Raw genomic sequence first — 20974 nt, 5'->3', positions numbered from 1 at the left:
GAGAGAGGGGGGGCGTTCCCCCCTCTTTTTTAGGGTGGGGTTCCCTGTGCCTGCGCAACACGGAGGTCGTGGGGCGCATGGCGGGGACGTTCCACCTCTTTTTTCGGGCGAGGTTCGCCCCTCCGTTCTTTTCCCCGTTCCCCGGTCTCGCCGAAGCCGCGGGTCTTCCCCGGCCCTGGCGAATAGACCACCGGTAGAGACCACGGCGCGCGCTCCCGTTTTCCTTGCGGGAGTGCTTTCGGGGAGCGGCGCCGTAAGGTGTCCGGGGAGGGAGGCGGAGCGCTCCGGCACGCGGCGCCCGGGCGGGAGGGCTGCCGGAAAGCGTCATATCCGCCCGCATTGGAGGGCGGACACGAGCAGGGCGAGAAAAGCGGGGGCTTTAGGACGGCGATCCTGGCGGTGAGGCGGGACCTTATTTGAGGACTGCGCCGCTCTCGCGGTCCACCGCCCACAGGCGCCGCGGGGGGCGCAGGAAGTCGCCGAGGTTCACGCCCTCGGCGGCCAGCCCGGCCCAGTCCCCGTGCAGGATCATGATCACCTTCTGGTAGTTCAGGCTCTCCAGCCTGCCAAGCATGTCGAGGCTGTTGTAGCGGGCGGCCAGGTCGCGCAGGAAGGAGCGGAAATCGACCCCGGAGAGGCTTTCGCCCGCCTCCTCTCCCTGCTTGCCGGAGGCCCTGTCGTCCGGGGGGATGGACGCCCGCCCCTCCTCTGCGCCGCTTCCCGCCGCTCCGTTCCATTGCGAGGTGACGGTCAAGGGGCCGGCGCCGTCGCAGGGAGCCAGGACCGCGGCCAGCTCCCTCAGTAGCGATTCGCTCACCGCCAGGCTCTCCTCGCCGCCCAGGGAGGCGAGGACCATGGCCGGCGGGCGTTGCGGGTCGGGGAAGAGGAGGTAATCCTCCGGTCCGCTCAGGGACACCAGCCAGCATTCCCTGCCGTTCACCTTCGCCAGCTCCGCGTGGCAGGGCAGGAGGATCTCGCCGTCCGACCCGGCGAGCGCCGACTCCACGGCCCTCTTGAGGCCCTCGGGGTCACCGCCCAGCGACGCCGCCCTGGCAGCCATCTCCTCCACCAGCTCTTGCTGCGTGCCGCGCAGTTCCGCCTCGTCCAAGGCGCCCGTGGAGGCCGGGTACCAGTAAGCGGAGTAGAAGTCCATCCTCGCCCCCAGGTCATCGCGGTAGGCTTCGAGGTCCCTCGGTCCGTATTCCCGGCCTGAGAGCACCAGTGAGGGCGATGGCTTCAGGGACGCGGCCATCGCGCCCGGTGTCGCGGCATCCGGCCGCCAGTTTTCAACCGTCGAGTATTTGTCGGCGTGATCGGTCTCGGATCCGCCCCGCTCCGCGGGTGCCGCCTCCCTTTCCACCACCGTCGGCGCTTGTTCCCCTCTCCATACCGTGACCGCCACCCCGGTGATGACCGCTATGGCCAGCATCGAGACGGCGGCGGCGGCGAGCTGCGCCCGGCGGTGGAAGAAGGGAGCCGGCGCGGGCTCCGCCGGCTCGCGGCGCAGCCGGATGAGCAGCGCCTCCCTCTCACGGGGGGTGGGATGGAGGGAGGGCAGCGAGGAGAGCTCGCCCAGGAGAGCCCGCATGCGCCGGTGGCGCAGCGCGCAGTCCGGGCACGAGGAGAGGTGCCTCCGCAGCTCCTCAGCGCGGGAAGGGGCCAGTTCGCCGTCCAGGAACGGCCCCAGGGATCTGGTGGCTTTTCTGCAGTTCATCTCAGTCGATATCGCTCTCTCGCGGTGGGCGGTCACCCTTCTTACCCTCGGTTCCCCCTCGCGCAGGATTAGATGGGACGTTCACGGCATCTGTTCCCAGAAATCCCGCAGTTCCAGCGCGAGGCGGTTGCGGGCGCGGTTGAGGCGCGACTTCACCGTGCCCAGGGAGATATCCAGGATCTCCGCCACCTCTTTGTAATTGTATCCGCTGATATCGTGCAGATAGATTATCTCCTTGAACTTGTAGGGGAGGCGTGAGATGGCCTCCCTCACCGCCTTCTGCACCTCCGCCCGTTCCATGCTCGCCTCGGGGGCCTCCAGGCCGTCGTCCGCCAGGCGCTGCTCGATCTCCGGGAGGTTGTCCCCGGGGGATTCGGAGAGGGAGACGTTGCGGCGCGACCTGCGGGCGTAGTCGTGGCAGGCGTTGAGCGAGACGCGGTAGAGCCAGGTAGAGAACTTGGCCTCCCCGCGGAAGGACCCCAGCTTGCGCAGCAGGAGCACGAAGACCTCCTGGCACACGTCGCCGGCGTCGTTGCGGTTCCCCAGCAGGCGGTAGGCCATGTTCATGATCGCCGGCTGGTAGCGGGTCGCCAGCTCCTCGAAGGCAGCATGGTCCCCCGCGAGGAAGTCGCGCACCAGTTCCTCGTCCGTGGGCCTGTCTCTGTCACTTCCGTCATGTTCGTCCAGGGTCATAGGTTTTTCCTTCGCGGGGGTGCGGTCCCTGTAATTCTAGCATAAGGAGCGGGCGGACCACCCTCTCGCGCCCGCCGTCCGGCGGCTCCGACCTGTTATAATTCCAGCGTATGGCGGGGGAAAAGGCCGCGCCGGCTCCCCGCGGCCGTTCCCGGAGGATCGGAGACGCGCACAGAGGGAGGAAAAGAGCTTGAAACGGGCCCTGTTTTCGGGAAACGAAGCCGTAGCCCTGGGGGCGTGGTGCGCGGGCGTGCGCGTGGCGGCGGCCTACCCCGGTACCCCGTCCACGGAGATACTGGAGGAGCTCGCCCGCCGACCCGGGGTCTACTGCGAGTGGTCGCCCAACGAGAAGGTGGCCCTGGAGGTGGGCATCGGTTCGTGTCTGGGAGGGGCCAGGACCCTGGTGGCCATGAAGCACGTCGGCTTGAACGTCGCCGCCGACCCCTGGATGACCCTTCCCTACATCGGGGTAAACGCCGGGCTGGTGCTGGCGGTGGCCGACGACCCCGGCATGCACTCCTCCCAGAACGAACAGGACAGCCGCTACTACGCGCGCATGGCCAAGGTTCCCATGCTGGAGCCCGCCGACAGCGCGGAATGTTTCGCCATGGTGGGGGCGGCCCTGGAGCTCTCGGAGAGATACGACACGCCGGTGATGCTGCGCCTGGAGACGCGCGTGAGCCACTCCCGCACCGTGGTGGAGTACCGCGAGGAGAGGCGCGAGGTGGACCTCCCCTACGAGAAGGACGCGGTGAAGCGGGTGATGATCCCCGGACACGCGCGCCTGCGGCACCCGGTGGTCATAGAGCGCCTGGAGAAGCTGCAGCAAGAGTCGGAGCGCTCCCCCTTCAACCGGGTGGAGATGCGCTCCACGCGCATCGGCATCGTGTCCTCCGGCGTCTGCTACCAGTACGCGAGGGAGGCTTTCCCCGAGGCCTCGGTGCTCAGGCTGGGATTCGTCTATCCCCTGCCGGAGAAGATGCTGCGCGAGTTCGCCTCGCATTTCCACCGCCTCTACGTGGTGGAGGAGATGGAGCCCTGGATAGAGGAGGGGCTCAAGGCCATGGGCCTGGACGTGGTGGGAAAGGCGCGTATCCCCAGGGACGGGGAGCTGGACCCCGACGTGGTGGCGAGGTCGCTCTCCGAACTCCTGGAGATGGACACGGGGGTCAGGGGCGGGGGCTGGTCTCCTCCCCCCGAGCGCGGCGAGCTACCCGAGGAGTCCTCCCTGCCCGCACGCCCGCCGGTCATGTGCCCGGGCTGTCCCCACCGCGGCCTCTTCTATGCCCTGAGGCGCAACCGGGCCGTGGTTTCCAGCGACATCGGCTGTTACACCCTCAGCGTGCTGCCGCCCCTCTCGGGAATCGACTGCCAGGTGTGCATGGGCGCGGGGGTGGGCATGGCCCTGGGTCTGGAGAAGGCCTTCGCCTCCAGCGAGGCCAACGCCGGCAAGGCGTGCAAGGTGGTGGGGGTGCTGGGGGATTCCACCTTCATCCACGGCGGGATAACCGGCCTCATCGACATGGTCTACAACCGCACGCCCACCACCATCATCATCCTGGACAACCGCACCACCGCCATGACCGGCTTCCAGGACCATCCCGGGACGGGGCGCACCCTCATGGGCGAGGAGACGCACGCCCTGGACCTGGCGGAGCTGGCACGCGCCCTGGGGGTGGAATCGGTGCGGGTGGTGGATCCCTGGGACCTGGCGCAGACGGAGGCCGCCGTGGCGGAGGAGATGGCGGCGCCCCGCACCTCGGTTATCATCTCGCGGCGGTCTTGCGTGCTGCGGGAGCACCGTGAGGGCGCCCCTTACCGGGTGGACGTGGAGAGGTGCGACGCCTGCCGGCGCTGCATGCGCCTGGGCTGTCCCGCCCTGGTGATGCGGGGGGAGGCGGCGGCGGTGGACGAGGACCTCTGCGTGGGGTGTTCCCTCTGCGCCCAGGTATGCGCGCGGGGCGCCATCGAGGAGGTGAGCGGGCATGCCTGACGTGGTGCTCGCCGGCGTCGGGGGGCAGGGTAACGTGCTCTCGGCGAGGGTGCTCGCCGAGACCGCCCTACGCATGGGATACGATGTCAAGACCAGCGAGGTGCACGGCATGGCGCAGCGAGGGGGCAGCGTGGTGTGCATGGTGCGCTGGGGAGAGAAGGTGCACTCGCCGCTGATACCGGAGGGGAGGGCGGATTTCCTCCTCGCCTTCGAGCTGCTGGAGGGGCTGCGCTACCTGCGCTACCTCTCGGGCGAGGGCACCGCCATCGTGAACCTCTACCAGCTGGACCCGCTCACGGTACTGCGCGGGGACGCGGAATATCCCGAGAACGCACTGCAGAAGATACGCGATTACGCCGCCCGCGCCGTGGAGCTGGACGCGCGGGACATGGCCGCGCGGGCGGGAAATCTCCGCGCCGTGGGCTCGGTCCTCCTGGGGGCGCTCTCCGTTTACCTTGATTTTCCAGATGACGCGTGGCGGGAGGCCATCGTCGCCGCCGTGCCCGCGAAGGCGGTGGAGGTCAACCTGCGGGCGTTCTCGGCGGGGGCGGGTCGGGGGCGCGGGAGCGCTTGACCGGTCGCAGTGGGGAGGGGGTGGAGATTTGGAGGGAAAGGGACTCGACGGGGGATGCTACGCTTCCAGCCGGCTGGAGAGGTGCGCCTGGTATGACGCCAACACCTTCCACCACGCTCAGTTCGACGACCTCGGGAAGCTCCTGGAGATCAAGGAGGAAGCGGGAAAGACGGTGAGCGTATGCCTCCCCAGCCTTAACGAGGAGGCGACCATCGGGGACATCCTCGCCGTCACGCGGAAAGAGCTGATGGAGAAGGTGCCCCTGGTGGACCAGCTCTGCGTGGTGGACGGCGGCAGCCAGGACGGCACCAGGGAGGCCGCGGAGGCGGCGGGGGCGGAGGTCTTCCGCCAGGACGAGATACTGCCCGGCATGTTCGAGCCCCAGGGCAAGGGCGACGCCCTGTGGCGCAGCCTCTACTGCCTGCGAGGGGACATCATCATCTGGATGGACTCGGACATCCGCAACTTCCACCCCCGCTTCGTGACGGGGCTGCTGGGCCCCTTGCTCACCCGCCCCGACGTGCGCTTCGTCAAGGGGTACTACCAGCGGCCCATCAAGGCTGAACACCGCCTGCTCCCCACCGGGGGCGGCAGGGTCACGGAGCTGGTGGCCCGGCCCCTGCTCAGCCTCTTCTTCCCCGAGCTCAGCGCCCTCATACAGCCCCTTTCGGGGGAATACGGCGGGGAACGGGAGGTGCTGGAGAGCATCCCCTTCTTCTCCGGCTACGGGGTGGAGATAGGCATGCTCATGGACATCCACAGTCGCTACGGCATGGGGGTGATCGGGCAGGTGGACCTGGTGGAGCGGCAGCACCGCAACCAACCCGTACCCGCCCTGGGCAGGATGGCCTTCCAGATAGTGCAGGCGGTGCTCATCCGGCTGCAGGAGCTGGGCAGGTTGGAGCTGCGCGAGGAATACAGCGTGGAGATGACCCAGGTGGAGTACCGCGACGGCGAGTACCTGCTGGAGAGGAAACTGCTGCCGGTGCAGGAGAGGCCCGCCATGGCGGAGCTGGAGGAATACCGGAGGCGGTTCGGCCGCTGAAGGCAGTGGGGAAAGGATCGCGGAGATGGCGTTCGATACCCGTAGGGCGCGGGAGCTGGAGGAGGCGGCACGGGAGATGGGGCCCGCCTCGCGCTGGCGGCGCGTGCGCGAGGGGCTTCGAGAGGTGCGCGTGGTCTATACCGACCTCGACGGGACCATGATGGGTCCCATGGGAAACTTCCTCCTCAACATCCGGCGTGAATACACCCTGCGCCCCGTCCGCGCCCTGGTGGAGGCACTGGAGAGGGGTGTGGACGTGGTCCCGGTATCCGGGCGCAGCGGCAGGCAGCTCCGGGAGACGGCGCGCGTCCTGGGGATGAGGAACTACATCGCCGAGCTGGGAGTGGAGATCGTCTATGACCTGGGCGAAAGGGTGATCGTCAACGGCGGCCCCTTCGGCGATGCCTGCCCCGACCTATACGCGGCCATCATGGAGACGGGAGCCCCGGATTTCCTGCTGGAACGCTACGCCGGGCGCATGGAATACCACACGCCGTGGTCGGATTTCCGCGACTGCACACCGCTCTTCCGCGGTCTGGTGGACGTGGGGGAGGTCAACCGCCTCATGGACGAGAGGTTCCCAGGCCTGGTGTTGGTGGACAACGGCGTGCTGCCGCGCACCAGCCCCACCCTGGAGGTGGAGGAGGTGCGAGCCTATCATTTAGTGCCCCGGGGGGTGACCAAGGAGGGCGCGGCCGCCATGGACATGAACCTGCGCGGGTTCGACAGGTCCCAGGCCATCGCGGTGGGAGATTCCGCCGCCGACCTCCCCTTCGCGCGCGAGGTGGGGGCTTTCTTCCTGGTGCGCAACGGTTTGTACGGCAACCCCGATCTGCTGGAGGAGATAACCGCATACGACAACCTTATCGTCACCGAGGGCTTCCTCAACGAGGGATGGGCGGAGGCGGTGGAGCTGGCGGTGCTGGGCAGGACCTCGCAGTGACCCCGGGACCGCTTACGGCGGTGGTAGAGAACCTGTCAGGACGTTCCATGGCCAGGCAGACGAGAGGCGAGTCGGCGCCCTCCCCGGACCAAGTCCGGAGAAGTCACCCGCGCGGGACGGTGGCGGGCCTGCCTCGGGCAGGCCGGTGCGCTGACCTCGGTGACTTGATGCCGCCGGGGGGAGGAATAATAGCTCCTTTGCCGGGGAGAATAATCCGGTCAAGTTATGTCTTCAGCTATCCGCCCTTTGAGACGATAAATAACCGTACAGACGAAATGGAGGTGGCAAAGATATCGGCCGGCGGCGGGCGAGAGGATTTCGCGCGCCGTGGGGTGATCGAACCTTATAAGAGTCAGGCCCGGGAGGCAAAGCGGAGCGGCTAGGGGTGTGGCCTTGGATCTGCGGAAGAGACTGATCTTCTTCACCCGTCTGATCAGGCTTCTCGCCTTCGTCTATCTCGTGGTCCAGTACCTGGTGGTGAGGGAGCGCTACCAGGCCGCGCAGATGATCCCGGTCGTCGTCGGGCTCGGGGTCTTCTATATCATCATGGACCGCGTCATCTTCCGCGTTCCCGAGCAGAGGTTCAGGCTGGCCGCCCTGAGCCTTATGCTCTTCGAGATGTTCCTGGTCTCCCTGCTCCTCTACTTCACCCGCTCCAATCCCGTCCGGGAGTTCGAATACCTCTACGTGCTGCCGGTGGCGAACGCGGCCCTGTGGTTCGGGCTGCGTGCCGGCATCGCCTATGCCGGAGCGGCCACGGCGGCGTTCTCGCTCACCATGTGGGCCTCGGGGAGGATCGACTGGACTTCCTCGCTGGGCGGCATCCTGGGAACGGGCGTATTCTATTTCGCGGCCTCCTACATCATGGGGTTCATGGCGGATTTCGCCGAGCGCGAGAGCGAGGAGAAGGCGCGGCGTATGGTGGAGCTGACCGCGGTCTCGGGGTTCGCCACCCTCTTCGATTCCACCCTCCTCGAGGACAAGGTCTATTCCAACCTCTGCAATGCCATCTCCCGCAGCGTAAACTCCGACGTGGCCATGGTGTTCAGGCTGGAAAAAGACGGGGAACGCCTGGTGGTGGCGTCGTGCGACGGGGTGAGCGAGAGCGAGGCCGGCCTCGAGGTGCCGCTGGGATACGGGATCATCGGGAGGGTGCTCGAGGAGCGCGAGCCGCTGCTGCTCAAGGACACGGACATGGAGCGCGAGTTCCGCCAGCTCCTGGAGACGCGCCGCATACGCTCCGCCGTCTATTCGCCCCTTAAGTGGCGGGATGAGATCTACGGCGTGGCCTTGGCCGGGAACCAGGAGCGCGACAGCCTGGACGACAACGACCTCAACCTCATCTCCGCCCTCTCGGTGCAGGCGGCCCTGGCGGTGCACAACTCCCGGCTGTACTCTGACCTCGAGGACCGCATCGGCGAGCTGCACGCCATCTTCGAGATCGACAAGGCCATCACCTCCGCCATCGACCTGGAGACGGTGCTGCAGCAGATCGTGCAGATGAGCGTGGGCCTCATGGACGCGAAGATAAGCTCCATCATGCTCCTGGACGAGGAGAGCGAGGAGCTGGTGATCGCCGCCGCCCAGGGGCTCTCGGAGAGCTACATCAGGAAAGGCCCCATCAAGGTCGGCGAGAGCATAGCGGGAAGGGTCATCCTGGAGGGCAGGCCCATAGCGGTGTACGACATCCGCCAGGACCCCCGGCACGCCTATGCGGAGCAGGCGCGCATGGAGGGGCTCTGCTCGCTTCTCTCGGTGCCCCTGAACCTGAAGGACAGGGTGATCGGGGTGCTCAACATCTATACCGACGAGCCCCATGCCTTCACCCCGCACGAGATAAACCTCTTCACCAGCCTGGCGAGCCAGGCCGCCATAGCCATCGAGAACGCCCGCCTCTTCGAGAGCCTGGAGGAGATCTACATCGAGGTGATCACGGCCATGGCCTCCGCCATAGATGCCCGCGACGCCTATACCCACGGCCATTCCCAGCGCGTCACGGAATACGCCGTGGCCATCGCGGAGGAGATGGGCCTCTCTCCCGCCGAGGTGGACATCATCAGGAACGCCAGCATCCTCCACGACGTGGGCAAGATCGGCATCAAGGAGGAGATCCTCAAGAAGCCCGGGAGGCTGAGCGAGGAAGAGAGAAGGGAGATGGAATACCATCCCTTCATCGGGACCAAGATCCTGCACTCCGTGAGGCTGCTGGAGCCGGTCATGCCCCTGGTCTATCACCACCACGAGAGATACGACGGCACGGGATATCCCGACGGCCTGCGGGGGGAGGAGATCCCCCTGGGGGCCAGGATAATCTCCGTCGCCGACGCCTTCGAGTCCATGACCTCCGACCGTCCCTACCGCAAGGCCATGCCCGTGGAGGAGGCAATGGCGGAACTGAGATACAACGCGGGACGGCAGTTCGACCCGCGGGTGGTGGAGGTCTTCTCCCGGCTGGCCGAGGAGGGGAAGATAGAGCTGGAGTGGTCGCAGACACGCGTCATAGCCCTCACCGACAGGCTGGGACGCGCCGGGATGTGAGTGCACCTTGTCGGGTCGTCCTATGCCGCGTCATGTGCGGCGGCGGCAAGCAGTGATAGAATCGCAACATGAACATCTGGAAAAGGATAAAGCAGTTCTTCGTGGGCAAGAAGTTCCTCTGCGACACCTGCGCCTTCGATTATCCGGCGGCGTGTTCCCGTCCCGAGCGCCCCAACGCCACCTCCTGCCCCGACTACCGCAAGCGCTTCTGAGAACGGCGGGGATCTCGCCGGGGACGACATCACCATCGACACGAGGACCCCACTGTCGCAAGCGCTTCTGGGGGCGGCGGGGATGGCCGCGTCCGGCGAGAGGGTGGAGGGCGAACCGACAGCACCGGCTGAAACGCTTTTCCGGGGCGAGCCTTTTAGCGGCGTCGGGAGCGGCCGCCTACTCCAGGGATTTTTCCGCGTAGGCCCTGGCCTCCGTGTAGCGGCAGAGGTAACCGATCTTCTCGAAGAGATAAGTGTTGACGATCTTTCTCACCGGGACGCCGATCCTCACCGGGCGCCCCATCTCGTCGCGCTCCACGTTTATGGGTCCGTCTAGGCGCGCCTCCCGGTCCTCGAGCAGTTTACGCACCACCTCGTTGACGCGCTCCATGTCCCCTCGCGTCTGGGTGTAGGTCAGGGCCGCCTCGCTGGCGGCGTCGTCGGCGGTTCCCCTGAGGGAGATGTGGTTCCAGATCACGGGCCCGCACTGGGTGATGAGGAAACCGATCACCGCCGCCGCGAGCAGGATGTTGACCACGTAGGTCCATACCTGCCCGCCTTCCCCGTTCAAGAGGGAACCTGCCCCGGATCTCCGGTCTCGGTTAGACAAGGCATCCTCCCCGGTCCTACCGGTCTGATCGTAGATCGAAGATGAGACCCCTTTCGATTCTCCTCCATTTCCTTCGACGCCGCAGGCGGGGTTCCTTTAGCCCTTCACGCCCTCGTTTTCCTCCCGGTCTCTCTCCCCGGTTTCTCAACGCCTGGCGCCGCGATGTATGAGGCGACCGAGCCTCCCGGCCGCCATCTCCCGCAGCGTCCCCAGCTCCTCCAGGCGCAGGGCATGGGCGACGGCGAAAAAGGTCACCAGTCCCCACGCCATGGGCAGGAGCATCTCCAGGAGCTCCCTTGCCAGGCCGGCAAAGGGAAAGAGCCGCTCCACCAGGTAGAGCACGGCGTAGATCACCGCCGCCATGGCGGCCGCGGCCGCCAGCACCCTGGCCGCGGTGGACGCCAGGCGCCGTCCCCCCAGGGGACCCAGGCGCAGGCGCAGCACCGTACCGTCCATGAGCATGGAGAACACGTAGGCAACGCTGAAGCCCAGGGCGAGTCCCTTGACCCCCATGAGGCGGAAGAAGAGTAGATTGGCCCCGATGTTTATGGCCACCACGAAGCAGTTGATGATCATGGGGGTGCGGGTATCCTGCAAGGAATAGAAGGTCTTGGTGAGCAGCATGTCCAGGGAGTAGGGGATGAGCCCCAGGGCGAAGAAGAAGAGCACCCCGGAGAGGAGCTCGGTGTCCCCCGCCTTGAAGAAGCCGTGCTGGAGCAGGAAACGGATGATGGGCCGGTTGAGCATGAGGTAGATCACCGCGCAGGGCACGATGACCAGGGCGGTGGAACGAAGGCCCCCGTTCATGGTCTCCTTGAAGCGCTGTTGCCTGCGCAGGGCGGCGTGCTCGCTGAGGGCGGGGAAGATGGCGGTGATGATGGAGACGGCGAAGATGCCATAGGGAAGCTGGAAGAACATCTGCGCGTACTGGTAAGAAGGCACCCCCCCGTCCACCTTGATGGCGAGGGCGAACACGAACCACGTCCCCACCTGCCATAGCAGTATGTAGCCCAGGAGGGGCACGGCCAGGCGGCCGATCTTGCGGATGGCGGGGTGCTTGAGGTCGAAGGCGAAGGTGTAGCGCACCCCGATGCGCAAGAGCACGGGGAGCTGCACCAAGGCCTGGGCGACCACCCCCAGGGTGGTACCCACCGCCAGCACCACCAGGTGCAGGTGGTTGTCGCGCGGTCCTGGAAGAAAATGGAATACCACCACCGTGCCGATGACCACCAGGTTGTTGGCGATGGGGGCGAAGGCGGGGGCGGCGAAATGGCGGTGGGCGTTGAGCAGCCCCCCGAAGATGGCGCTGAGGCCGTAGAAGATGATCTGGGGCACGAAGAAACGCAGGAGGAAGGTGGCCTGGTCGCGCACCACCTGGGTGGTGACGTCGCCCGCGGAGTAGGATCCGAAGGCGGTCATGAGGCGGATGATCAGCGGGCTCGCCGCGATGCCCAGGGCGGTGACCGCCGCCAGGATGATCAGGGAGATGTTGGTGACCGAGCTGGCCACGTACCAGGCTTCTTCGCGGGATCGCGTGCTCAGGTATTCCACGAACACGGGTATGAAGAGGGAGGCGATGATGCCCCCCATCACCAGGTCGTAGATCATGTTGGGCATGGAGTTGGCGAGGTTGTAGGTGCTGGGAAGGTTGGTGCTGCCGTAGCGCAGGGTGAGGCCGAGCACGTAGGCCAGCCCGGCATAGCGCAGGAAGCCGGTGACGCGGCTGATGGCGGTCCCCAGGGCCATGACCGCCGCGTCCCTGGCGAAGACCCGGGTCTCGGGAGCCTCGAGGGAGGAGGGCGGCGGGCCTTCCGGCTGCGTGTTCATCCGCTCGCCTTTCCCCGCGCGTGCCTTCCCCCGCGCAGCCCGCGCAGGAGGCGGCGCGAAAGCAGGGCCACGACCACCAGGCCGGCCACCGCCGCCAGCATGATCACGGCCAGGGTGTTGATGATGGAGGTGTTGACGGTGGTGGAGGTGCCGTCGATGACCAGCCCCCCCGCCTCCAGCACGATGTCCACGATGAAGGACCCCTTGCGATGGGTGTTCACATCGAAGGTGAAGCGGTTCTCGCGCGGCTCGATGGTCACCACCATGGAATCGCCGCCGGGAAAGGACAGCGCGGGGTTATCAAGGCGCAGGGTGACCCCGCTGAGGGGATAGTCGAGGGAGCTGTTGACGTCGATGCTGAGCTTCCCCTGGGTGCTGGAAAGGGTGACGGATCGCTTCTTGCTGATGCTCACCCTCGAGAGCTCGCCTTTTACCACCGCCTCGATACTCGACAGGTAGGTGCGGGACGCGGCGTTGTCCCCGTCACGCACGAAGCGGTGGTTCTCCGCCACTAGCAGGGAGCGCTCGAGCCGTGCCCCGAGGGGGTGCTCCGCGGGGATGACCGCCAGGAAGTCCGCCGCCGCCGACCTCACGGCCTCCAGCTCATCAAGATAGGGGGAGCCGGGATCCTCGTAGACCGGGGCCTGCACGGCCACCCCTTCCAGCGGGAACTGGTCCGCGTTCAGCTCCGAGAGCCTGCGGGTCTGCAGCCACGGGCAGGCGTTGACCGCCCCGTAGAAGGCATCGATGAAATCACGGGAGGGCGAGAAGGAGGGCGGGAAGGCGAGCACGCATGAACGCACCGCGTTGGGCCTCTCCCGCTGCAGCACGGCCAGCTCGGCGAAGATGTTCTGAACGAGATGCGAGGAGTCTCCGGACGGCATCCCCTCCAGGTAGGCGTACAGGGCCTCGTCGCATACGAAGGCCTTGAACAGCAGTCCCTCGGAGTTCGCGAAGCGCACCGGCTGCGAGAGAGTGGCCCCCTCCAGCAGGCGCCGGCCGGTGGCGCTGTACCGCAGGGCTTCCGCTCCCACCACCGCGAATTCCATCCCCCCCTCCGCCAGGCGCCCCAAGGTGCTGTCGCTCAGGCGGAAAAGAGGGGAGACGAAACCCTTCGATGCCGCCCCGAGCGCGCCGCTCCCCTCTGCGCCCAGGCGCAGCTGGCGCGAGGCCTCCTCCTCCCAGCCCCGCGCGGCCAGCAGGTCCGGGTCGGCGAAGGAATAGGGGGTGGTGAGGAAATCCACGCGGTTCTCGCCCGACAGGTAGGCGAGGTCCGCGAGTACCACCGCCGCGCCGGAGGACGGCGACTGGCCCGCGGTCTCCGACCCGGCCAGCTGCTCGAGGTCCTCATAGGTACTGCCGGGGATGGCCAGGCTGGTGCTCACGGCAGTGAACCTCTTCAGGGCCCGGGTCAGGGCGTAGAGATATCCCGTATCCGTATCGGAGGAAGCGCACGCCGCGGCCAGGGCGCCGTCGAGGGCGTTCCCCTGCGCGTCGGTGGGGGGGAGGAAGTCCAGAATCCACAGGAGCGAGAGGTTGAGGGGGTAGCCGGCCGCGGGGTCCATGATCACCAGGAAGTTGGAGTCCGAGGCCACGGTCTCGCCTCCGGCGGTCGCCCGGACCTCGAAGGGGTAGACCCCGGCAGGAAGCCCCAAGGACTTGAGGTCCAGCTCGTACATCTTGTCCGTCCATCCCTCTCCGGGTTCGATGGCCTCGAGGTCTCTCCACACCAGGGGTCTGCGGCGCGTGCCTTCGCGGAAAGCGGACAGGGAGGAGCGGGTGGTCGCGGAAGGATAGATGAGCAGTTCCAGGTACAGGGATCCCGTCCTCTCAGCCTCGGGGAGCGTGAGGTGGAGGTCCAGGTAAGCCTGCTCTCCAGGCTGGTAATAAAAGGCTTGCATGCGCGCGGAGACCGCGGGCGCCTGCTCCTGGGCCGCGGCAGGCATGCCTCCCGCGGGCAAAAGGCAAAGCAGGAGCGCGGCGCATGCCGCCGCCCGGAGCTCGAGTATCCCCGACGCGCCGCGCCTCACCGGTCCCACCCCGCACCGTCCGGCGTGCGCCCCATGATAAGGCGGCGGTGCGGCATCTCCTCGAAGCCCAGCTTGCGGTAGAGAGAGCGCGCCGCCAGGTTCTCCTCCTGGGTGTTGACGCATATCACCCCCGCGCCCATCGCCGTCAGGGCGGAGATGAGACGGCGGGCGAGGGCCTCCCCGATGCCTTCGCCCTGTCGTCCCGCCCGCACGCCCAGTCTCTGCAGGTAGCCGAAGCGTCCGTTGACCCCCCCGATGGCGTACCCGTCCAGGCGATCGCGTCCTCTGGCGAGGAGAAACAGGTTGCGGGCACAGGACGAGGCCACTGCGTCCAGGGTGAGGCGGTCAAGCCTCCAGAAAACGTCGAAGGCGGCGGAATCCAGTTCCAGTACCTCCTGGAGATGTCGTCTGTGAAAGCGTATGAACTTCACCCCGCCTCCGCCGGTATCCTTTTCCTCCACACGGCGAGGCCGTCTTTCCAGGAGCACTATGCGATAGAGGGGGGTGAAGCCCCAGCCCCGGAATTCCTCCGCTTCCCCCTCTCCCAGGGGCCTGGTCACGAAAAGGCTTGCTCCCTCCTCGAAGCTCCTGGCGGCGACCCCGCGCGCCAGGAGTTCGCGCGCATCTCCGTGCCCCTTCAGGTGCCATAATGCTCTGATGTCGCCGTTACTCCTCCAGTTCCCCACCAGAGCGAAGGGGGTCTCCGGACTCCCGGGATCCTGGAGGACATATATGCGCCCGTCGCAGGTGCGCATGAATTCCAGGTAGCGCTGCCGGTTGCGGAAGGAATAGCCCCTCCTGACCTCGGGCCAGAAGGACTTGAAGCTATGCGGGGGGGCTTCCTCTATGCCCGTGGCGTCACGGCGCGCTATGGCGGGTTCGAATATCGAGACCACTTCCTTTCCGCTGCCGGGGCGGCCTAAACCAACCCCATGATCTCCCGGGTCATGAATATTATACCGATGGCCAGCAGCAGTAAGGAAAAGAGCAGCAGGACTCGCCGGTTGCGCGCGCGCAGGGTGAAGAAGGAGCCGGTGAAGGCGCCGGGCATGACCCCGAGGGTCATGGCGAAGGCCAGCGCCCAGTCCACGTGGCCCAGGAAGCCGTGGATGACGCTTCCGGGTATGGATAGGATGGTGATGATCACCAGGGAGTTGCCCAGGCACTCCTTTATCTCCAGCCGCAGGAGGAAGAAAAAGGCGGGCACCATGATGAATCCCCCGCCCAGTCCCAGGAAACCGGAGAAGAAACCCGCCGTGAACCCGATGGCGCCCAGCTTCCACAACGGAGCACGCTCGCGCTCCGTGGGGGCCTCCAGGCGCCCGTAGAGGTCTCTGCCCAAGGCGGCCAGGGCGGTGCGCCAGGAGAGGTAGATGATGACCAGCGCGGTGACGATCATGATATAGCGCGTGTCCATGAAGGCGGTCACGGAGGAACCTATACCGGTGCCGGCGAGGCCGAAGAGCGCGCAGGTGACCACGGTACGGTGGTCCACCTTGCCCGCGCGCCAGTAATTCAGCCCTCCCACCAGGGCGGAGGGGAAGGTGATGGGGAGAGGCGTGCCTAGCGCGATATCCGAGGAGCGCTGCAGGAGCATTCGGATGGCGGGAGTGGTGATGATCCCCCCTCCCACCCCGAAGGCGCCAGAGGTGAAGCCGGCGGCGAAACCCAGGAGGAGCGCGAAAAGGAACTCACAGGCACGATACACCGGCTCTCCTCCCCGGGCGCTCAGCGGATGATGTCCGCGATCTCGGCGTCAGCCGCCCTCACCAGGTCATAGGAACGTATCTTGAGGATCATCCCCGGTTCGCCGCCGCCCGTGTACACCACGTCCTCACGCAGGGCCTGCAGGTCGATGTACGTGGCCATCTCGGACCTCAGGGCCACGGGCGGCGTGCAGCCGATGAGGTAGCCGGTGAGCTGGCGCACCTCGTCCGCGTTGAGGAGGCGCAGCCGCCGGGCGCCGAGCTCCGCCTTGAGCTTGGAGTAATCGACGGTGGCATTCCCCGGGACCAGGGCCATGACCGGCTTCCCGTCTGCCAGGAAGAGCACCGCTTTCACCACCTGGTGCGGCTGCAGGCCGAGCACCGCGGCGGCCCTGGCGGCGGTGCGGGTGGGTTCGGGCATCCTGCTCAGCTCATGGGGGATGTTGGCGTTCTGGAGAAAATTATGGACATCCACGCTGCTGAGCAATGCGACCTCCATCTGCTTTATCTCCGGCGCGGGTGACGCGGCCCTGTCGGCGGCATGGGGCCGGAGGATGGCTCTACGCGCGCATTATAGCACAGGAAGCACTCCGCGGCTTGCCTTTCTCGTGCCGCGGCGCGGGGTGCGGGCTCGGGGAACGGCCTACTTCAAGCCGCCTTTCCTGCCGATCTCCTGGTAGAACTTGGTCCCGTACCGTTCCTTGGTGGTCTGCCCGCCCTTGCGGCCGCCTTTCCTGCCGATCTCCTGGTAGAACCCGGTGCCATACCTCTTGAGCGTGGTCTTGCCGCCCTTTCTCCCCGCTTCGCTGCGGGTCAGCTTCTTGTTTGCCATGGGCGATCCCTCCTTGTCCATGCCCCGCCTGTGAGTCCGCTCAGCGACTCAAGCCCTACGATGATGTTTTACCCCCTGCGCCGGGAAAATAATCACATGCACCACATGGACGCGGAGGCTTGGTCTCCACGATGGTCGTGCCGGACTTCCCGCCACATGCACCACATGGACGCGGAGGCTTGCGGTCCGCGGGCTTCAGGATTTATCGCGGCGACCGTACGCCCAGATCCCGGCCAGGAGGGCAAGCATGGCCCCCGCCGAGACCAGGGTGAGCCAGAGGGGGATGGCGGAGAAGACGTAGACCACCACGCTCACCACCACCCCCGCGATGAGCACCCCCGCGAGGATGGCGGCCAGGGCGGGCCAGAAGGGGACGTCGAAGACGAAAGCGGCCAGCGCGCCCGTCCATGCCCCGGTGCCGGGAAGGGGAATGGCCACGAAGAGGGAGAGCGCCACGTCCCTCCAGCGCTCGAACGACTTCCCGTGTTTCCTGCGCGTGCGGGCGAAGAGCCAGGTGAAGAAGCGGTCCATGAGCCCGGAATGGCGGCGCAGCCAGTTGGAGACGGGGCCCAGCAGGAGGAGGATGAAAGGCACCGGGATCATGTTCCCGACCACCGCCCAGAGGTAGGTGTGCCAGATGTTCATCTTCCAGGTCAGGTAGGCGATGGGGATGGCGCCCCGCAGCTCGAAGACGGGCACCATGGCGATGGCCGCGGTGCGCACCCATACCGGGATGCCCGCGTACCAGGAGGATACGGCGATAAAAGCCGTGGCCCTCCACCGCAGAGATGCCAGCCACCTTACCATCGCGACTCCTCCCTTTCCCGCGGGTCATCCACACGGCGTCATCCGATGATTTTCGCCCCATCTTAACACTTCACCCGCCTCGCCGCTAACCTCGGACCCCCGGTCATGATCATCTCCGCCTGGCCGGCATCTCCACTCAGCCCACATGTCTATTGATATGTTCCTCCTCTACCTTTCCGCGGTCAGGGCACGTACAGACAGCCTTTTTCAAAGGAGGGTGACGGGGTCCACGTCCACGGCGAGGGAGAGGTCCTCGCGCGGGATGCCCGCCTCCCTACAGTAGGACTGCCGGAAGGAATCATAGGCAGAAAGGGCATCTCTCAACCTTCCCGCCAGCTTCTCCAGCACCGGCGTCTTGAGGGTGAGGTGGTAGCGGTAGCGCCCCTTGAGCTTCGCCAGCGGGGCGGGAGCCGGCCCCAGGAGTTCTCCCTCCGGGGGCTGGATGAGGGGCCGCAGGATCTCCCCCAAGCCTGCCGCGGCGGCGCGGGCGTGCTCCTCGCGTTCCGAGCTGATCACCAGATTGACCAGGCGGCTGAAGGGGGGGTACATGGCCTCGCGCCGGAAGGCGAGCTCCTGGCGGTAGAAGGCCTCGGCGTCCCCGCGCACGGCGGATCGGATGGCATAGTGCTCGGGGTTGAAGGTCTGCACGATGACCCTGCCCGGGAGGCTCCCCCTGCCGGCCCTGCCGCTGACCTGGGTGAGAAGCTGGAAGGTCCTCTCCCCTGCGCGGAAGTCCGGCAACCCCAGGGAGGTGTCGGCGTTTATCACCCCCACCAGGGTGACGTTGGGTATGTCGAGCCCCTTGGCGATCATCTGGGTCCCCAGCAGCACCTGCGCCCGGCGGGACTTGAAATCCTCCAGCAGATCCCAGTGTGCGTGCTTGCGGCGGGTAGTGTCGGCGTCCATGCGGATGCAGCTCATCTGCGGCAGCAGGCGTCTCAGTTCCTCCTCCACGCGCTCCGTGCCGATGCCCGCGTAACGCACCACGTTCTTGCCGCACTGCGGGCAGACGAAGGGATCGGATACGCTCCAGTTGCAGTGGTGACAGAGAAGGTAGGTCTCCCGGGCATGGAAGCAAAGGCTCACGGAGCAGTTACGGCACTGGAAGATATAGCCACAGTCGTGGCACTGAAGGAAACGGGCGAAACCGCGGCGGTTGAGGAAGAGGATGGCCTGTTCCCCCGTCTCGTGTACCCTCACCAGCGCGTTGACCAGACGGGGTGAGAGGATGGTGCGCAGACCGGGTACGCTGAGCTCCCGCATGTCCACGATCTCCGCTCCCGGCAGGGGGCGGTCATCCACGCGGCGCGGCAGGAGAAGGTATCCGTAGGCGCCCTTTTCGGCTGCGTGGCGGCTCTCCAGGAGAGGGGTGGCGCTGCCCAGGAGCAGCACGGCGCCGCTCAGGCGCGCCCTCTCCTCCGCCACCTCCCGGGCATGGTAACGCGGCGCGGAGTTCTCCTTGTAGGTGGACTCGTGCTCCTCGTCGATGACGATGAGGCCGAGGTCGCGCAGAGGGGCAAAGAGGGCGGAACGCGCCCCGATGACCACGCGGTAATATCCCTCCCTGATGCCCCGCCACTGGTCGTAACGCTCGCCGAGCCCCAGACGGGAGTGGAGGACCGCCACCTCGCGCCCCAACCTTCCCTTGAAGCGTTGAACCATCTGGGGGGTGAGGGCGATCTCGGGGACCAGCACCAGAGTGGTGCGGGAACGCGATATCGCATGTTCGATGGCGTGGAGATAGACCTCCGTCTTGCCGCTGCCGGTGATGCCGTGGAGTAGGAAAACCCCGCCCTCGCCAGCATCCATCCTCTCCTTGATGGCCCGCAGCGCCTCCTCCTGCTCGGGATTCAGTTCATGGGGCTCTACGGGGGGGAAGGAACGCATGGCGAAAGGGTCGCGCAACCTCTCCTCGTGGCGGATGGAGACCAGCCCAGCCGCCTCCGCCTCCCGCAGTACGGCGGATGAGGTCCTGGCCAGGTGCTGCAGCTCGCTGACGGTGAGGACACCGCCATGGTCCCGCAGTACCTCCAGGAGGCGCAGGCGGGCGGGGGTTCGCCTGGCGGCATCGGGGTCTTCGAGCGCGCAGCGGCCGGCGGCGGTGATCTCCGCCAGGCGCACGGTGACCCGCGACACCCGAGGCCGCGGGATAACGTAGCGGCGCTTCACCAGCCCCCTGTCCAGCAGGGCTTTCAGCGCCGGGGATGAGAACCCGGCCCCCAGCGTCTCCTTGAGCTCCGGAAGGGGGAGTTCGCCTCCCCTCGCGGCCAGGGCGCGGAGGATCTCGCGGCGGCGCGTGGCCCTAGAGGGAATATCTTCCAGGATATGCCCGGCATCCGCGGCGAGGGATATGAACTCCACCACGCGTCGGGAGCGGCCAGGCGGCACCACCAGACGCAAGGCCTGCGACAGCGAGCACAGGTAGCGCTCGGCGATCCATTCGCAGAGCCTCACCATCTCCGCGTCGAAGACCGGGGGCTCGTCCACAAGGGCCTCGATGGCGCGGATCCTCGGGAGATCGGGAGGCTCGCAGGCACCCAGGACGTAGCCCACCTGAAGGGTGTTGAGCAGAGGGACCAGCACCACGCTTCCCGTGACCACCTTTCCCTCGAGGTGCGAGGGCACGAGGTAGGTGAAGGGACGGTCGAGCTGGCGCGCAGGCGCGTCTATGAGGACGTTGACGTAGGTCCCCGCTCCCGTCTCCGTTTCCCGTAAGCCGGACATGGGACCATTATATAGTCTGGAACCGACGCGGGTTTCCTCCCGCGACGTGACGCAGGGGATTCAGAAGAGCAGCGCGCACAGCGCGGCGGACAGGGAGAGGAAGGCCGCGTAAGGGATGCCTGCCCGCCCCTCCCCCGCGCCCTTGCCCTTGCGGCGCCGCAGGCGGCGGGCGGCTATGAGCATGGCCCCCGCCATACCCGCCGCCACAGCTCCCAGGAGGAAGGCCGGCCATAGCAGAGAGGGACCGGCGAGAAGGCCGATCACGGCAAGGGACTTCACGTCTCCCCCTCCCACCATACGCAGGAAGAAGGCGGGCAGCAGGACGAGAAAACCGAGGAGCATGCCCCGGAGGCCGCGGCCCAGCGCGCTCCATCCCCCGCAGGCCAGTATGGCGCTCCCGCCTACCAGGAAGGCGAGAACTAGCGCGTTGGGGACCCTGCGGTAGCGCAGGTCGTGATAACTCGCCGCGGCGGCGAAGGCGAGGAGCGCCGCCAGCCTGGCGGTGGCCATCTCACCGACCCCCTCTCCCGTTCTCCATCAGCCCAGGGCCTTCATCAGTTGCTGGAATATCTTGTTAAAGAAGCTCTTGATGATGTCGGTGCCCCCCGCCCAGGCGATAAGGGCTCCCGCCACCGCCGCGGCTCCCAGTATCACCAGGGCGTATTCGGCGGTGGTCTGGGCGCTGTCATCACGGACCAGTTCCACCAGCTGCCGCATCCGGCTCAC

The 20974-nt window shown here is 66.7% G+C and carries 19 protein-coding genes; 6 read left to right on the top strand and 13 right to left on the bottom strand.

What is annotated here, in order from left to right; translation table 11 throughout:
• Positions 1-412 precede the first annotated feature (412 nt).
• Both H5T74_10155 and H5T74_10150 read right to left on the bottom strand, forming a co-directional pair.
• On the bottom strand, positions 413-1714 hold the full coding sequence (locus H5T74_10155) for a zf-HC2 domain-containing protein (GenBank protein MBC7230737.1): 1302 nt from the start codon (positions 1712-1714) through the stop codon (positions 413-415).
• Between the two features lie 81 nt (positions 1715-1795).
• Complete coding sequence (locus tag H5T74_10150; protein MBC7230736.1) at positions 1796-2407, bottom strand: sigma-70 family RNA polymerase sigma factor; 612 nt, start codon at positions 2405-2407, stop codon at positions 1796-1798.
• Positions 2408-2597: 190 nt separating this feature from the next.
• On the opposite strand from H5T74_10150, the gene iorA reads away from it, so the two are divergent.
• The 6 genes from iorA (at position 2598) to H5T74_10120 (ending at position 9712) form a co-directional block, all read left to right on the top strand.
• A complete protein-coding gene (gene iorA, locus H5T74_10145) occupies positions 2598-4400 on the top strand; it encodes an indolepyruvate ferredoxin oxidoreductase subunit alpha (GenBank protein ID MBC7230735.1) in 1803 nt (600 codons plus the stop codon).
• Positions 4393-4974: an indolepyruvate oxidoreductase subunit beta gene (locus H5T74_10140; GenBank protein ID MBC7230734.1), complete on the top strand. Its 582-nt coding sequence runs from the start codon at positions 4393-4395 to the stop codon at positions 4972-4974. The genes iorA and H5T74_10140 overlap by 8 nt, the downstream gene beginning before the upstream one ends.
• A gap of 28 nt (positions 4975-5002) precedes the next feature.
• Positions 5003-6019 (top strand): glucosyl-3-phosphoglycerate synthase, encoded by a 1017-nt coding sequence (locus H5T74_10135; protein ID MBC7230733.1) that lies wholly within the window; start codon positions 5003-5005, stop codon positions 6017-6019.
• A 25-nt stretch (positions 6020-6044) separates the two neighbouring features.
• The gene (locus H5T74_10130; GenBank protein MBC7230732.1) at positions 6045-6962 is read left to right on the top strand and encodes an HAD family phosphatase; all 918 of its coding nucleotides are present in this window, start codon (positions 6045-6047) and stop codon (positions 6960-6962) included.
• A gap of 393 nt (positions 6963-7355) precedes the next feature.
• Positions 7356-9500, top strand: a complete 2145-nt coding sequence (locus H5T74_10125; GenBank protein ID MBC7230731.1) for a GAF domain-containing protein — start codon at positions 7356-7358, stop codon at positions 9498-9500.
• A gap of 68 nt (positions 9501-9568) precedes the next feature.
• Positions 9569-9712, top strand: a complete 144-nt coding sequence (locus H5T74_10120; GenBank protein MBC7230730.1) for a hypothetical protein — start codon at positions 9569-9571, stop codon at positions 9710-9712.
• A 178-nt stretch (positions 9713-9890) separates the two neighbouring features.
• Here the strand turns inward: H5T74_10120 and H5T74_10115 are convergent, their stop codons facing one another.
• From H5T74_10115 to H5T74_10065, 11 genes are all read right to left on the bottom strand, one after another.
• Positions 9891-10283 carry a hypothetical protein gene (locus H5T74_10115; GenBank protein MBC7230729.1) on the bottom strand — a complete coding sequence of 131 codons (393 nt, stop codon included), beginning with the start codon at positions 10281-10283 and terminating at the stop codon, positions 9891-9893.
• Between the two features lie 183 nt (positions 10284-10466).
• Positions 10467-12149, bottom strand: a complete 1683-nt coding sequence (murJ, locus tag H5T74_10110) for a murein biosynthesis integral membrane protein MurJ (GenBank protein MBC7230728.1) — start codon at positions 12147-12149, stop codon at positions 10467-10469.
• Entirely contained in the window at positions 12146-14179 is a 2034-nt protein-coding gene (locus tag H5T74_10105; protein ID MBC7230727.1) for a hypothetical protein, read from the bottom strand. Before H5T74_10105 ends, murJ begins: the two co-directional genes overlap by 4 nt.
• The gene (locus H5T74_10100) at positions 14176-15075 is read right to left on the bottom strand and encodes a GNAT family N-acetyltransferase (protein ID MBC7230726.1); all 900 of its coding nucleotides are present in this window, start codon (positions 15073-15075) and stop codon (positions 14176-14178) included. Before H5T74_10100 ends, H5T74_10105 begins: the two co-directional genes overlap by 4 nt.
• Before the next feature lie 23 nt (positions 15076-15098).
• The gene (locus tag H5T74_10095; protein MBC7230725.1) at positions 15099-15887 is read right to left on the bottom strand and encodes a sulfite exporter TauE/SafE family protein; all 789 of its coding nucleotides are present in this window, start codon (positions 15885-15887) and stop codon (positions 15099-15101) included.
• A 20-nt stretch (positions 15888-15907) separates the two neighbouring features.
• Positions 15908-16384, bottom strand: a complete 477-nt coding sequence (locus tag H5T74_10090; GenBank protein MBC7230724.1) for a YbaK/EbsC family protein — start codon at positions 16382-16384, stop codon at positions 15908-15910.
• A 144-nt stretch (positions 16385-16528) separates the two neighbouring features.
• Entirely contained in the window at positions 16529-16717 is a 189-nt protein-coding gene (locus H5T74_10085; protein ID MBC7230723.1) for a hypothetical protein, read from the bottom strand.
• A gap of 195 nt (positions 16718-16912) precedes the next feature.
• Positions 16913-17524, bottom strand: a complete 612-nt coding sequence (locus H5T74_10080; GenBank protein ID MBC7230722.1) for a small multi-drug export protein — start codon at positions 17522-17524, stop codon at positions 16913-16915.
• 207 nt (positions 17525-17731) lie between these two features.
• Entirely contained in the window at positions 17732-20248 is a 2517-nt protein-coding gene (gene priA / locus H5T74_10075; GenBank protein ID MBC7230721.1) for a primosomal protein N', read from the bottom strand.
• Between the two features lie 60 nt (positions 20249-20308).
• Positions 20309-20758: a prepilin peptidase gene (locus H5T74_10070; GenBank protein ID MBC7230720.1), complete on the bottom strand. Its 450-nt coding sequence runs from the start codon at positions 20756-20758 to the stop codon at positions 20309-20311.
• A 27-nt stretch (positions 20759-20785) separates the two neighbouring features.
• Entirely contained in the window at positions 20786-20974 is a 189-nt protein-coding gene (locus H5T74_10065; GenBank protein MBC7230719.1) for a DUF4244 domain-containing protein, read from the bottom strand.

It is taken from the genome of Actinomycetota bacterium (assembly GCA_014360645.1).
GTDB lineage: Bacteria > Actinomycetota > Geothermincolia > Geothermincolales > RBG-13-55-18 > Solincola_B.
This window is presented reverse-complemented; position numbering and strand designations above follow the sequence as displayed.